The 12857-nt window shown below is 56.2% G+C and carries 10 protein-coding genes; 4 read left to right on the forward strand and 6 right to left on the reverse strand.

Going from position 1 to position 12857, the window contains the following annotated elements; genetic code table 11:
- Positions 1-125: 125 nt before the first annotated feature.
- Positions 126-452 (forward strand): glutaredoxin, encoded by a 327-nt coding sequence (locus J4859_RS12515; protein WP_212330225.1) that lies wholly within the window; start codon positions 126-128, stop codon positions 450-452.
- Positions 453-1451: 999 nt separating this feature from the next.
- On the opposite strand, the gene J4859_RS12520 is transcribed toward J4859_RS12515, so the two are convergent.
- From J4859_RS12520 to J4859_RS12545, 6 genes are all read right to left on the reverse strand, one after another.
- Entirely contained in the window at positions 1452-6428 is a 4977-nt protein-coding gene (locus J4859_RS12520) for a Cna B-type domain-containing protein (protein ID WP_212330227.1), read from the reverse strand.
- Positions 6429-6521: 93 nt separating this feature from the next.
- Positions 6522-7562: a Cna B-type domain-containing protein gene (locus tag J4859_RS12525; protein WP_212330229.1), complete on the reverse strand. Its 1041-nt coding sequence runs from the start codon at positions 7560-7562 to the stop codon at positions 6522-6524.
- The gene (locus J4859_RS12530; RefSeq protein ID WP_249113646.1) at positions 7559-8524 is read right to left on the reverse strand and encodes a class C sortase; all 966 of its coding nucleotides are present in this window, start codon (positions 8522-8524) and stop codon (positions 7559-7561) included. Before J4859_RS12530 ends, J4859_RS12525 begins: the two co-directional genes overlap by 4 nt.
- 74 nt (positions 8525-8598) lie before the next feature.
- Positions 8599-10128 carry a SpaH/EbpB family LPXTG-anchored major pilin gene (locus tag J4859_RS12535; RefSeq protein ID WP_212330231.1) on the reverse strand — a complete coding sequence of 510 codons (1530 nt, stop codon included), beginning with the start codon at positions 10126-10128 and terminating at the stop codon, positions 8599-8601.
- Between the two features lie 192 nt (positions 10129-10320).
- Complete coding sequence (gene lepB, locus J4859_RS12540) at positions 10321-10932, reverse strand: signal peptidase I (RefSeq protein WP_212330233.1); 612 nt, start codon at positions 10930-10932, stop codon at positions 10321-10323.
- Entirely contained in the window at positions 10929-11123 is a 195-nt protein-coding gene (locus tag J4859_RS12545; protein WP_212330234.1) for a hypothetical protein, read from the reverse strand. The genes lepB and J4859_RS12545 overlap by 4 nt, the downstream gene beginning before the upstream one ends.
- Before the next feature lie 714 nt (positions 11124-11837).
- Between J4859_RS12545 and J4859_RS12550 the strand changes: the two genes are divergently transcribed.
- The 3 genes from J4859_RS12550 to J4859_RS12560 all read left to right on the forward strand — a co-directional run bounded on the left by J4859_RS12550 (position 11838) and on the right by J4859_RS12560 (position 12750).
- Positions 11838-11996, forward strand: a complete 159-nt coding sequence (locus tag J4859_RS12550; RefSeq protein WP_212330236.1) for a hypothetical protein — start codon at positions 11838-11840, stop codon at positions 11994-11996.
- A 65-nt stretch (positions 11997-12061) separates the two neighbouring features.
- On the forward strand, positions 12062-12244 hold the full coding sequence (locus J4859_RS12555) for a hypothetical protein (protein ID WP_212330238.1): 183 nt from the start codon (positions 12062-12064) through the stop codon (positions 12242-12244).
- A 2-nt stretch (positions 12245-12246) separates the two neighbouring features.
- On the forward strand, positions 12247-12750 hold the full coding sequence (locus J4859_RS12560) for a hypothetical protein (protein ID WP_371812063.1): 504 nt from the start codon (positions 12247-12249) through the stop codon (positions 12748-12750).
- The last annotated feature ends 107 nt before the right edge of the window (positions 12751-12857 follow it).

Raw genomic sequence — 12857 nt, forward strand, 5'->3', positions numbered from 1 at the left:
TGCCAGGGCGAATCCGGACATGAGCCACACGTCCATGGACGAAGCATGAAAATGCTCCTCTGTGTATACCAATTCCTGATTCCGGGAACAAGAAGACCAATAACAGCGAACGAAAGGTGGATTTCATGTCTTCGAATCTCGAGCTTTACATCAAGAATGGCTGCCCCTGGTGCCACAAGGTTCTCTCCTTCATGGAGGCAAACGACATCGAGCTGCCGCTCCACAACATCGACGAGTCCGAAGCTGACCGCGAGCACCTGATCGAGGTCGGCGGCAAGCGCCAGGTGCCCTGCCTCTTCATCGACGGCAAGGCCCTCTACGAGTCTTCTGACATCATCGACTACCTCAAGGAGCACGTCGTGGAAGGCGAGGTTGCAGAGCCAACCCCTGCCGCAGATCCTGCTCCTGCAGCCGGCGCGCACTGCACGCTCGATGGCCACTGCAGTTTCTAATCGATTGCTGAAGCCCTTCCTCATATCGTCCGGAACTCTTCGCGAGGTCCGGACGGTATTCTTTTCCATTCGTTCTGCCGGAAGACGGAAGACGAGCAGCAGCATCTGCTTTCACCCCTCCCGAGGAATGCAGAACTGACCTGTGACAGTACATCCTGCCTCATGCCTGACCGAGAAAGGGTACAGTCCGAGTCCCGAGAGGTAGAACTAGGGAAACGATGATTAATTCCCAATGATGTGCCAGAAAGGACCATCCACGTGGCCTTTCGCGGCCGGCATAGGCATTAATCATCGTTTCCCTGGGAGGAGGTGCTGCCGCATCTTCTGATGTGATCCGCAGGAGTCTAACCAGAAATCGGAGACGCAGCGCAACCACAAGCAGCTGAAGGAAGATATTCCCCAAGGGGCATGTGGACAGGGACGTGGCACTCGCCTGCAGCCGTGTCAACTCGTACCCACTCGCCTCGATAGGTAGCTGCCCGTTCGGCGAGCTGGGATTGCCCCTACCGGAAGGACACTCACGAGACTCGGAATCGTGCGCATTCCCGCATACAGCGTGGTGCTCAAGCCCACACTCGTTCCGCATGCATATCTGAGGTAGCATAGGCCGCATGCACTGCCTGCGGCATGCAGCCGCCGGCAGCAGCAGATCCGTCCGGCCCCCTCCGTTGCGCACAGTTGTGCAGTTGTGCAATCCTGGAGAGGGGGCCGATTCCCACCATGGTCGGAAAGCGCATGATCCGACGTCCTGGATGCTCCGGAGGGCCGAATTGCATGCCTTGTCGCAACGTTTCCGGCGCACTTTGCAGAACTTGGTGCAACCATCGCGCTTCGGCTTAAAGTGTTGCACTTACAAATTCAATCCACCCTTAAGCATCCATCCTGCGCCTTAGGGCCGAAGCCTTCCGTCGGTAAAATCCTGCTGTCCGGGCACCACGTGCTCAAGAGGATGCAAGAGCGTTATCCACCATAAGTAGCGAGAGCCCGGAAAGGGTGAGCTTACTCCATTCTCCTCATGTACCTCAGTAGCATTAGGACTGTAGCGGCACCCATCGCGATGGCGGCACCCGCAAGCACATACCCATGCGTTCCGATACCGCCCGTATCAGGCAGGACATACGATTTCGGCATCGAGTTCGTCACTGTGATGGAGCCAGACTGAATGCCAGCATTATTGAAGTAGGAGACAGCGTACTTGAAGCTTGTACCCGCTTCGTAGTAGGTGCCATCCACCGTGTAACCCAGCTCCTCCACGGTGTAGTAATACTCATGGCCGTTCCCGTCGTCCTGAGCCAGGTTGTCCCAGTTGTGGATCCAGCTGTCCGCCGCAGACACAGTAACGGAGTCTCCCACCACTGTCTTGGAGGAGCCATCCAAAATCTGCTTCGGATCCTGCCAGGACTTGGACGAGAGTGAGAACGCGTTATAATTATCAGACTTGACATCGACCGTCACGTCTGAAGTTAGACCATTGAGTGTAACCGGCACTGGAGTATTGAATGCGTCAATCGTGCCCGTATACTTCGCGACACCGTCAACGTAGACTGTATAGGTCTGCCCGTTATAGCCAGCTATTTGGAACGTATAGTCAGTACCCTTTTTGACGTACTTCACACCATCAGAGGTTCCATCCAGCTTCGTCTTCTCCTGGCCAGTATTCCCTTCGCTTGTGACAGTGACCTTAACGGCATCGCCCTTATCCATCGTCTTCGTCGAGCGATAGAGCTGCAGCCGCACGCTCGCACCAGAAGGAGCAGTCGCAGTAGTTCCATTATCGTTCGCCCAGTTCTTTTTCACTGTAACGCGGGTGTACTTGTCCGTAATATACATGTTGCCGCCGGCATGCGAGAAGAACTCAATGACGGAACGCTGGATTGCGTTGCCGGAATCGTCCTTTGCATTCGCAGCCTTGGACTCGCCATAGGCGGTATCCGCAGAGACACCGGATGCCCTCCAGATGAAATAGCGCACCGCGTCGCAGGCATAGCCATCAGGAGCCTCCGTCTCCTTCAGGCGATACAGCGTATTGGCCTTGAGGCTGTCAGCGTTCTCTTCGAGGTCGTAGGTGATGGCACCGTTAGCATCGGTAGTCAGCGGCATCTGGGTGTTGATCTTGTTCCAAGAGCCGCTAGCGGTATCCCAGTAGTCCAGCTCGAAGGTGGCACCCTTAAGTGTATGGTGGAAGTCATCCTCGTCCGTCTTGTAGACGACAAGACGCGCCTTCTCGGCCGTGGCGGAAGAATCGACTTCCTTGAGCGTCACGGTATGGTCTGCGCTGAACTTGCCGGAGAGCGATGCATTGTTGGAGATCGTCTTGCCGTCTACAAAGCTGTCGTTGAGCTGGTAGACATATACCAGTACGCAGGCTGTCTTGTCAGGCAGCTCGACCGTGATCTTGTGCGTGGTCTCATCGTACTTCACGCGATAGTCGGCAATCTCCTTGCCCTCGTCGTAGTGATGGTCCTTCGTGATGTCATACGCATAGACCTTGATGGAGTTGGGGTCGAGCTTCGGTTGCAACGATTCCGTCGTGCCGGTGTCGAGATTCAACGTATCGGTGAGCTCCAGCTCGTCCGAATTGGGGTCGAGGTCCTCTGCGCCCGTGTTAACTTCCACGTAGTAGCGTACCTCGCCGGAAGGCGTGACGGTAGGCTTGCCATCTGTGCCAATCTTCACCGGATTGCCATCCTTGTCCAGCTGCTCGCCGGACTTGGCAACCTTCATCGCATTGCGCTTGATGGTCGTGTTGGATGTGGCGGAGTGGCTGTCCCACTTCGCCGTATTGCTATAGGTCTTCGACCTGTCCTTCGTCCAGGAAGGATCGTCCTTCACGGAAAGCTGGTAGTAGATGGCGATCTTGGAATACTGATGATTGCCATCATCGTAGTACTTGTAGTTTGGGGTAGTGACAGTCATGACCGTCTTACCATCCACCGTCGAAGTCGTGGCCTGCGGCTTCTGGTCGCCGTTGAAGTCGGTCCCGTTGTAGTTGGTCGTCTGCTGGTTGTTCTCGTCAGCAAAGAAGTTGGCGCGCACCGAGCCATCCACGAGCGTCGCCCCATCAGGCAGCGTATCGGTGACGATGATAGTCTTGCCGGAATCCGCTTCCGTCGTGCTCAGCAGCAGACGGTAGGTCAGCACGCCGTTGGTCTTGTCATAGTTCAGTGTGGTATCGCCGCTCTTGTAGGTATCCGTACCATACTCGCTGCCCGTCTTCACCTGCTTGTCGAGCTTCTTCTGATTGCCGAAGTCGAAGGTGGTCGTAGCTTTCTTGTCGCCCACGGCAGCAGTATTCGAGATCTTCCAAGATGAACCCTCAGCTGCGCTTGCGTGGTCTACATGGGTCGTGTAGCTTTCGAGCTCCATGGTCTGGGCTTTGACCTGTACTTTGTCCTTCAGCGTGACAGTGACCTTGAAGCCCTTCACATGCGTCGTGGTGTCACTGGCTGAGACCTCATTACCATTGGCATCGTAGTAGGTGACCTTGATGTCTACGTCCTGCGTTAGGCCATCCTGGCTATCATAGTAGCTGTCATAGAAGGAACCAGCCTGGTTGTAGCCAGCATAGTAGTACCTGTTGTAGCCATCGACCTTGATGTAGAGGTGGCCCGAATTCGTCTTCTTGCCATCGACTACGGTGCTCGCAAACTCCTTCTCGAGCTCGGACGCGATAGCGTAATGGCTGTCCGCGCCCATATCATTGCCGTTCTCGTCTCTCGCATTCTCGATGGTGTCGGTAAAGGTGAAGGATGTGATGTTACCTTCCGGCAGTGTGACCGAAGAGTTCCAGTGCTCCGTAGCCTTGGTATCGTTGTCGAGTTGCTCGGTCGTATGTTTCTTCGATACATCCCAAGAGCGGTGCTTCACATCCGTGGTACCGGTTCCTGAGGTGGTCTCGCCAAAACCGTTCGTAGAAGTAGCGCTGTTGGTCACCTGTCCGTCACCATCAGGGGCATCCGTATAGACGTAGATGTAGAACTTCCCCTTCTTTTGGGTGTCGCTCAGCTGGGAGGCGATGCTCGAGAAACTGAAATCGACCGAGGTATCACCGGCATTGCCGAAATACTGGCTGAAGGAGCCATCTGCACTCTTCACGCAGTATTTCTGCGTCAGCTTGCGTCCACCGGTCAGGATGTCGACGACCCTCCAATTGGAGATATCCTCACCATTCGGGTTCACTGTGATTGTCCAGACAATCTGGCCGGTGTTCACATCGTAGGTACCGGTTTTCTGGATATCCTTGTCCCAGCCGACGATCTTCGAACTCCACTGGATATTGCCCTCATAGCCGGCGCTCGCGTTGTTCGGGACCTTTACCGTGTCGGTGTTCGTGGCATTGACATTGGCGGTATAGTCGACCACATACTTTTCACCTGCAGAGAGCGCAGGAAGGTTCTCAATCTTGAAGTTGGGACCGCCATTGCTGTCGGTGCTCGTATTGTCGAGCGTCAACTTGTAGTCGGAGGAGTTCAGCGCCGTCGAAGTACCATTGGCATCGATCTTCTTCACCGCGATGGACGATACATCGTAGGTGGGGTTGGCATTCTTAGTGTTGTACTTGTCCAGCTTGTCAGTGATGGTGACGGCACCGTCAGTACCCTTAGTCGTGGAAGCTATCACCTCGTAGTTGATAGTCCTCCTGTCCGGGCTCAGCGTAGCAGTTTTGGCAACAGCGATATCATGCTCGTCTGTCGACGGAGTCTCCTCATGCTTCTTGATCGTGATGCTGGAAGAGCTGCCGCCAAAGTTGATGGTCTTGTCGCTCGACGTGCTGCTGTTTGAGACGGTGCCCGTGAATTTGAGCGTGCCCACAACTGCTCCGCCGTCTGCTGAGAAATCATCGTTGAAGGTCAGCGTCGCCTTGCCGGAAGCGTCGATCGTATAGGTACCGACCGTCGTCTTGCCGCCGCTCTCGATGTTGCCGCTTGTGGCCTTGGCAGGCTTGATGCCATCAGGCAATGTATATGTAACAACTCTGGAGTTCGAGGTGAGAGTGTTCTTCGGAAGCTTGTATGCGATGGAGACCTTTACGGTATCGCCGTCGTTGAACTCTGTTGCATCCTGGTAGTTCCCGTTCACGAGCTTCTGCACCTCTGTGCTCGTGATGTAGTTCGTCAGGTCAATCGTGCTGTTGTCGTTTGCTGCAAGAAGCACTGGTGCTGCCTTGGCTGCGCTCTTTGCGCCTTCGGCAGAGACATCAGAGGCTGCAACATCCTCGCTGGACGTCTCTTCGTCAGAGGTATCGACGGACGCTGCCTCTGCTGCAGTAGGCGTACCGGAAGAAGAGCTCTCTGCTGCAGCGTTTTCTGTCAATGCTGTCTCCACCTTCTTCGTGACTTCGAGCTTCACAAGATCGGAAAGCGCAAGCTTGGCCGTACCATCTGCGTCACACGCAAGATCTTCGAATGTGAGGTCGATGTCAGCATATCCGCCGAGCGCCTCCCCTGCCGTCTTGCCGTCTGCAGAGCCAGCATTCTTCGTGCATACACTCTCGTCGAATGTGAAAGCGACAACGTTGTCCTTGATCGTATAGGTGCCGATAGACGTTGTATCCGTGCGAGCAGGGTCCTTCACAGTTGCATCCGTGTACACATTCCCTTTGACAGGCTCCGTGCTCGTGAGCTTGATACTGTCAGGAAGCCTATACTCGAGGACGCTTCCTGCCTTGAGCGCTCCGGCATCGAGCTTGAAAGCAAGACGCAGGCGGAGCTTTGAGGTGGCGTCTAGAGGCTTCTGTGCATCGACCTTCTGCCAGTCGGTCTCCGTACCGGATGCGGACTCCCAGAAGAGGGCGGAATCCTGTGTCAGGGCGTCCTGCATCGTCGTACCGCCCGTGAGTGCCACCGCCGTACCGACGAGAAGGACTGCGACAGCAGCGGCAAAGACGATGCCCAAGGCCCCTGCTGCCCCGTGCCAGCTGTGCTTGTGGCGGTTGTCCTCCAGCATCTTCTGTGCCTTGTCGAATATCCTGCTCATGATCGCTCCAACTCTGCGTGCATGTTCATGTGTCCGCTTTGCTGCTCAGACATCCTGCCTGGTGTCACGTTCTTATTCTCCGTTTCCTCTCGTTCAAGGGCGTCCGTGCTTCCTGCTTACTGCGACGCCTGCTGCAATAAGAGCGCAGCCACCAACAAGAAGTAAAAGCATCAGCACCAGGCTGTTCGTATCGCTCATGTCGGCGACACCCTCTTTGGGCGTCTCCTTAGGCGACTTCTCTGTGTTCGTAATCTCGAAACCGGTTGTCTTTGAGGCGTCATTCGAATCCTGAATCCTGCTCACGGAACTCACGTAGCCTTCCGGCACATCGACCTCACGCACAGACCAGTCGCCCGCGCCTTCCCAGGAAAAGCTCCAGCTGTTCGAGGCGTCGAGTGTAACTTCCTTGTAGAGCTCTGTGCCATCCATAATCTGGATGCGCACGGACTCGGGCCTTTTCGTCCTCGTATCCTTCCAGAGCTTCGTGACGCGGAAGCGATTGGAGGGTCTCTCCTCCTTCGCCATCTTTGCTGCAACGCTCACATCTGTCTGCCAGCTACCAACAGCCTGGCCAGCCTCTCTGCTCTGTACTGTCTGCGGCACGCTCACGAGAATCGGGCTTGCCGTGTACGTTATCCCCTCAACCGTTATCTGGTCAGCCACGACAAGGTAAAGTCCGCGTGCAAGGCCGGAGAAGCTCGCCTGGGTGCCGGATGCAGTGACGTCCTTCCCAGAGAAGCCGGAAGGGTCCTGCACCACACAGCCGGAGAGCGTCTCTGCTGCCGTGCGGAGCGTATCTGCGCTCGTCGAGGAATCGAACGTCTCAGGGCTCATGGCCGGGTCATCCGCGCTGTAGCCAAGGCTTTCGAGCGCCTTGTCGCAGGCAGGCACATTTGAAAGCGTGCCATCTTCTGCCATCTCGGCCACACGATAGGCATGGAACTGCTGCCCCGCAACAGCACCCATGACGGTAAGCGTGCCAGTCGTAGGCGGCACAGCTGCCAGAGCCACGCCCGGCACGAGCGCAAGCGCTGCAGCCACAGCTACCACCACTGTAATCAGTAACTGCCTGAGCGTGACATAGCGTCCCAACACTTCCAGACCTTCATTTCTCTTCAGAACTTCGCGCTTCATCTGTCCTTGCCCTTCTGCGCTGCCGGAGCAGATATCTTCAAGCCCTGCCGTCTCTGTCTGATGCCGTGAACAAGGAGAGCCACGAGCGCTGCGACTGCCGTGACGACTGCAGCTGCAAGCACAGGGTTCACCTGTGTGGCATCTCCGTCGATCGCTACCCTACCCGGAACGGATACGCGGTGTCCCCTGACAAGGAGTCTGTGCGTATTCACGCCGTATGGCGTACAGGTCACGAGCGTGCAGAGGTCGAGCCCGTCGTCGATTGCCAGGTCATCCAGCTCATCAGGCAGAACGATCCTGATCTGGTCCACCTGATAGGAAAGCGACTTTCCACAGACATTGAGAGTGAAGAGGTCTCCCTCGGTCAGCTGGTCAATGTCCGTGAACAGGCGTGCGGACGGAAGTCCGCGGTGGCCGGAAATGACACAATGGGTCCCCTCTCCTCCGACCGGGAGGGAGGAGCCAGGAATATGTCCCACGCCTATCTGGAGCGTGGCATCATCCGTGCCGTGATAGATCGGAAGCTCCACGTTGATCTTTGGAATAGAGACATATCCCATGATGCCGGTGCCGGTGACATCGAGGAGACTGTCATACTCTGCCCTCTCTTCGTCTGTCATCTCGAACCTGCTGGCATCATGCGGAAGCCGGGCGTTGTATGCGACAGCCGCATCCCACATCCTCTGCATCTTCTGGGCCGATGTGTCGGCGACTGCCTTCTGGTACGTGGCAACCGCTTCTGACTGGTGCATGCCGTTCCACCAGTCAGAGACCGTCGGATAGAGTATCATCGCGATACCGGCCACAAGGACACAGCCAAGCAGGATCTCTGCCATGTGCCTTCCATGATGGGGATGACGGCGCGAGGCATGGGGAGCAGCTTCTGCTACTTCATCAGATCCACTTTCCTCTGCGGCATCTTCTGCCGCATCCGTCTTCTTCTCTGCTATGTCCCGTGCCACCTCCTCGATACACACCAGCGTTTAAGGGATAGCAGGCACGTGCTACCTGCCACCCCGTAAAGACTTGCTAGGCCTTAGGCCTCTTTGTCCTTCTTGTGGAGCTGGTAGATGCCGAAGGCCGCTGCTGCAGCAAGAACTGCGCCGCCGATATAGAGCACAGTCGTGCCCATGCCGCCTGTGGACGGGAGAATGGAGCCCCTCTTGTTCACGACATCGGTTGAGAGGGAGCCAGCATTGGTGTCTGCAGTCCACGTAGCCGTGCCTGTCTTCGTGTCGCCGGAAAGCGAGAGGAGCTTTGGGTCATCTGCGGTCGTGTCATGCTGTGCGGAAATCGTGAACTCGATATCGCTGATAGTGTTGTATCCGGTGGGAGTCTTGGTCTCGGAGAGCTTGTAATCGCCGTCGTCGAGGCCCTTGAACTCGAAGGACGTCTCGTTGCCTGCGGTGTACTGCTTGACCTGGTTCCATTTCCCACTTGCATCCTTCTTGTACAGGGTGAAGCCTGCACCAGCAAGGGACTTCTTGTTCTGGTCAACCTTGTTCACGGTTACCTTGTAGGTGAAGACGATGTTTTTGTCCTCAGGGGTCTTACCAGTCTTGCCGTCTCCGCCCCTGTTCGGGTTATTGGAGTAGGTGAGATCGACTTTGTTGGGATTGCCGGCTGCACCGATCTTGGCATCGGAATTCAGTTTGGCGGTGTAGGTTACGACTATCTTGGACTCGCTGGTGATGCCGTCGATGGCCTTCAGACCCTCTTTGTCATTCTCGGTCCAAGTGAGGACCCGGCCGCCGGTGTAGTTGGTATCAGTACCAGAGTAGTCTACAATTGCCTCGGTGAAGTGAGAGGTGATGTCGATACCCTTGGTGTCCACGGCATCCTTGTACAGCGTGATCTTGGCGTTCTTGGCGGTATACGTCAGGCCCTTGGATATGGTATCCGTGAAGACATACTTGTAGGTCGAATAGTCAGCATAGTTGCTGGGCAGCGTGCCGCTGATCTGGTAGGACACGTCGTCGTTAACATCAGCGTCAGCAGAGTCCTGCCAGTCAGAGGTCACCCCCGTGGAGTCGTTCGTGTCCTTGACCTTCTTGGTCACAGTCGGGACACCAGACTTGATGGCCGACGTGGCGTCGCCCACGACCTGGACAATGAACTTCGTGTAGGCGTCGGAGGTGTCAGTCTGGGTGCCGTCCTTGTCCTTCACGAGGTAGTAACCTGCATCGAGGCCATCGATGACCGTGGAGCCCTCAGCGGACGTGACGGTCTTAGCCGGCGTCGTGAGCGTAAGCTTCTCTTCAAGCTGTTCAATGGTCATCGTCCTGTTCGCAAGCTTCTCAGCAACCTCGGAGGCTGTCTCGGTACCAGTATATGTGACACCGGGGCCCCACTGCACGTTGGAGAGCGTCTTGGTGCCATCAGTTCCTGTCGAGAGGTCACCTGTGAAGATCTGGTATGCCTCATAGGTGTGGCCCGTAGTGGTACCCTTGAGCGTCAGCGTGTAGGTGTCTGCAGCCAGCGCGTTTGCCGGCAGCAGCACGAGCGCCATGGCCACTGCCAAAATGGCAGATAGGGCGCACTTGAGCAGATCCTTAGTCTTTCTCATTGAAGCCTTCCTTCTTCGTGTTTGCCTTGCTGCTATGCAGAGTCCCTCGCAAGGGGCTTCATGCCATGATTGAATCTCCGACCTGACATTACGGGCCTGGATCCTACCTCTGTTTTCTGTGGAAATTGGATATATCCTCTCCTGCCTATCCGACGGGCCGATCTCAGGGGAACGACGTGCTGCGAAAGGCAGCTATTGGAGAAAGCCGAAAGTTGGGAGCGGCCAGATGCGCAGAACGAGCTTACCTACGATCTGCTCTGTGGGTATGCAGCCGACCTGCTGCAGGCGCGAATCGACGGAGACGAGTCTTCTGTCGCCCATAACGAAGTACTTGCTCTCGGGCACCTGATACGGAAGGCTGATGTCGCACTGCCCCAGGCCCTTCGCTCCATCCGAAAGATAGGGCTCCTGGAGTTCCTGACCATTCACGTAGACCGTCCCGTTGTCATCGATATCGACCCAGTCGCCAGGACCTGCGATGATGCGCTTCGTCAGGATCTTGTTGTTGAAGGAGAACGCCACGAGATCGCCTGTGCTGTAGGAGCCAGAGCGCGTGGCAAGCACGATGTCCCCCTCTTCGAGCGTCGGCGCCATCGATTCGCCGTAGATCCGAAAGAGCGGGAACACGAAAAGGGACAGCAGCACTGCCGCTGCGAAAGCAGTGGCAAGCACGATCGTGAGCGTGCGATTGCGGTCATGGTGATGAAGCTGGGACTCGGTGCGCGCAAGCTCTGCTTCGACCTCTCTAAGGGTCGGAAGCTCAGTCTTTGCAGCCCTCTCGCTCTCGGATGGCATCTCGCTCATGCGGTGTTCGCCTCCTTCTTGGAGGCGGCACAGTCCTTTACGGTAGAAGAAGCATCCGTCTCGGACGTCTTTGAGGCTTCGTCGACAGCGCCTTCCTCTTTGTCTTCTGACAATTCGGATTCCGTCTTACCATCAGGGACTTCTGGTTCGTGCTCCTCTTCATGGCTGGAAACGTTACCAGCCCGTTGCATGGAAACATTCCATCCATAGAGATCGATAGCGTGCTGAGCGGCAGTAAAGACGCCGGCAAGGCGAAGCGATGCCTCGGCGAGCGATTCTGAATCATCGATTGCGATGCGCTTGTCTGCGAGCTGATCCTTTGCCTCTGTAAGCTCCTGCTTCAGGCGCTCGTTCTCTGCAACGGCGTCCTCCAGGAGCTCCAGGAGCTGGAGCCTTGTCAGCTTTGAAAGATCATACTCAGCCGAGATGCCAGAGACCGCGCTTGGAGAACCCCCCCCCGAACGGGTTTTGCAGGGTTCACGAGCTTTGTCGTCCTGTCAGTAAACAATCTGCTCATCAGAACGCTCAGGCCTTCCACGACTGATTAGCTAATATTTATATACACCATAGTAAAGTATATCAGGTCTATCTACCATGACGGCAATTATTTAAATCATTTCTTAGATTTCAGGCCCGTGTTTAGCTCTTAGCACCATAATTCTTCAGGACCCGGACATGGTCCGGAACCCGAAAAGCCAGCCTTGAGCTGGCTTTTTTCATGTCCAAAGCTTGATCGGCTGGGAATTTCCTGGCGTCATCTATATACGGTGCTATGGTGCTTTCGTCTGACAGGGAGTGGCAGATGGCCTACTTCCTCAAGAGGACGCGCAACAAAGAAAGGGCTCTATCTCCAGATATACGAGAGCCACTGAGACCCCAAGCGAAGCCATACCGCGAACAGGTCGGTGAAGACGCTTTCCGCCAAGGAGCGCACATGGGCGCTCTCGGGAGATGGCTGGACGGACGTCCCCGACGGGAGGGACGGAACATCGTTTCGCTACAAGGTGGCCGACGGCGACTTTAGGTACACGTTCGTGGACGAAGGCGCAAGGTCGAGCTCCTAGAGAGACGCGTCGTCACGTACAGCCCCTCTCTTGCCAGGAAACAGACCTGCGAGATAAGCCAGCAGGTGGAGAAGGCAAGGGCGCTTAAGGCGGCAGCCGCGAAGAGGTCCGAGTACGGCGACAGCGCCAAGTATGTCACCTTCTCCCCCGTCGACGGCGAGGGCGAGGTCAGGGAGGACATGAAGGTCGCGACCACCTTAAACCACGAGGCGATAAGGAAGGCGAAGACCTTGCCGGCTACAACATGATCGTGACCTCGAAGACCACGATGGAACCCCTGGCCATATATGGCACCTACCACAGGCTCTGGAGGATCGAGGAGAGCTTCAGGGTGATGAAGTCCAAGCTCGATGCGAGGCCCGTCTATCTTCAGAGGCAAAGCACAATCACGGGCTACTTTCTCGTGTGCTACATCGCCGTGCTGCTCATGAGGCTCCTGCAGGTGAAGGTGCTGGGAGATAGCTTCTCCTCCAAGGACATTATGGGGCTCTGTCGCGGCCTCGATGTGTGCCGCACCTCGGAGAGGAGGTATGCCAACATATCCAGGAGAAGCCCCATCATCGAGGAGCTGGCGTCAAGGACAGGGCCTCCGCTGCTTCACTTCAACCTCACCGAGGGCGACGTGAAGGCGATCTCCTCCTGCACGCTCGCCCATGCTACGCGGCGAAGGGAAAGGCCCCTCTGCCGGCAGGAAGCGCGGCTGAAGGGCCCCATAGCACCATATCGGGGATCGAAAAACCAAAGTCTGATATGATATTTATAATCATTAGCACAGAAGCAACTTCTTTAAGCAGGGCGACGTCGGCGAGACTGCAGGCAACGCAACCGACGAGCGGTGGAGCGACTACCAGACACAGCCAG

The sequence above is a fragment of the Atopobium sp. oral taxon 416 genome (genome assembly GCF_018128285.1).
Classification (GTDB): Bacteria; Actinomycetota; Coriobacteriia; order Coriobacteriales; family Atopobiaceae; genus Olsenella_L.

What these genes read in the sequence shown, in the direction of transcription:
- J4859_RS12515 (WP_212330225.1), top strand. Translation starts at nt 126, where the DNA reads ATGTCTTCGAATCTCGAGCTTTACATCAAGAATGGCTGCCCCTGGTGC.
- J4859_RS12520 (WP_212330227.1), bottom strand. Translation starts at nt 6,428, where the DNA reads ATGAGCAGGATATTCGACAAGGCACAGAAGATGCTGGAGGACAACCGC.
- J4859_RS12525 (WP_212330229.1), bottom strand. Translation starts at nt 7,562, where the DNA reads ATGAAGCGCGAAGTTCTGAAGAGAAATGAAGGTCTGGAAGTGTTGGGA.
- J4859_RS12535 (WP_212330231.1), bottom strand. Translation starts at nt 10,128, where the DNA reads ATGAGAAAGACTAAGGATCTGCTCAAGTGCGCCCTATCTGCCATTTTG.
- lepB (WP_212330233.1), bottom strand. Translation starts at nt 10,932, where the DNA reads ATGAGCGAGATGCCATCCGAGAGCGAGAGGGCTGCAAAGACTGAGCTT.
- J4859_RS12545 (WP_212330234.1), bottom strand. Translation starts at nt 11,123, where the DNA reads ATGCAACGGGCTGGTAACGTTTCCAGCCATGAAGAGGAGCACGAACCA.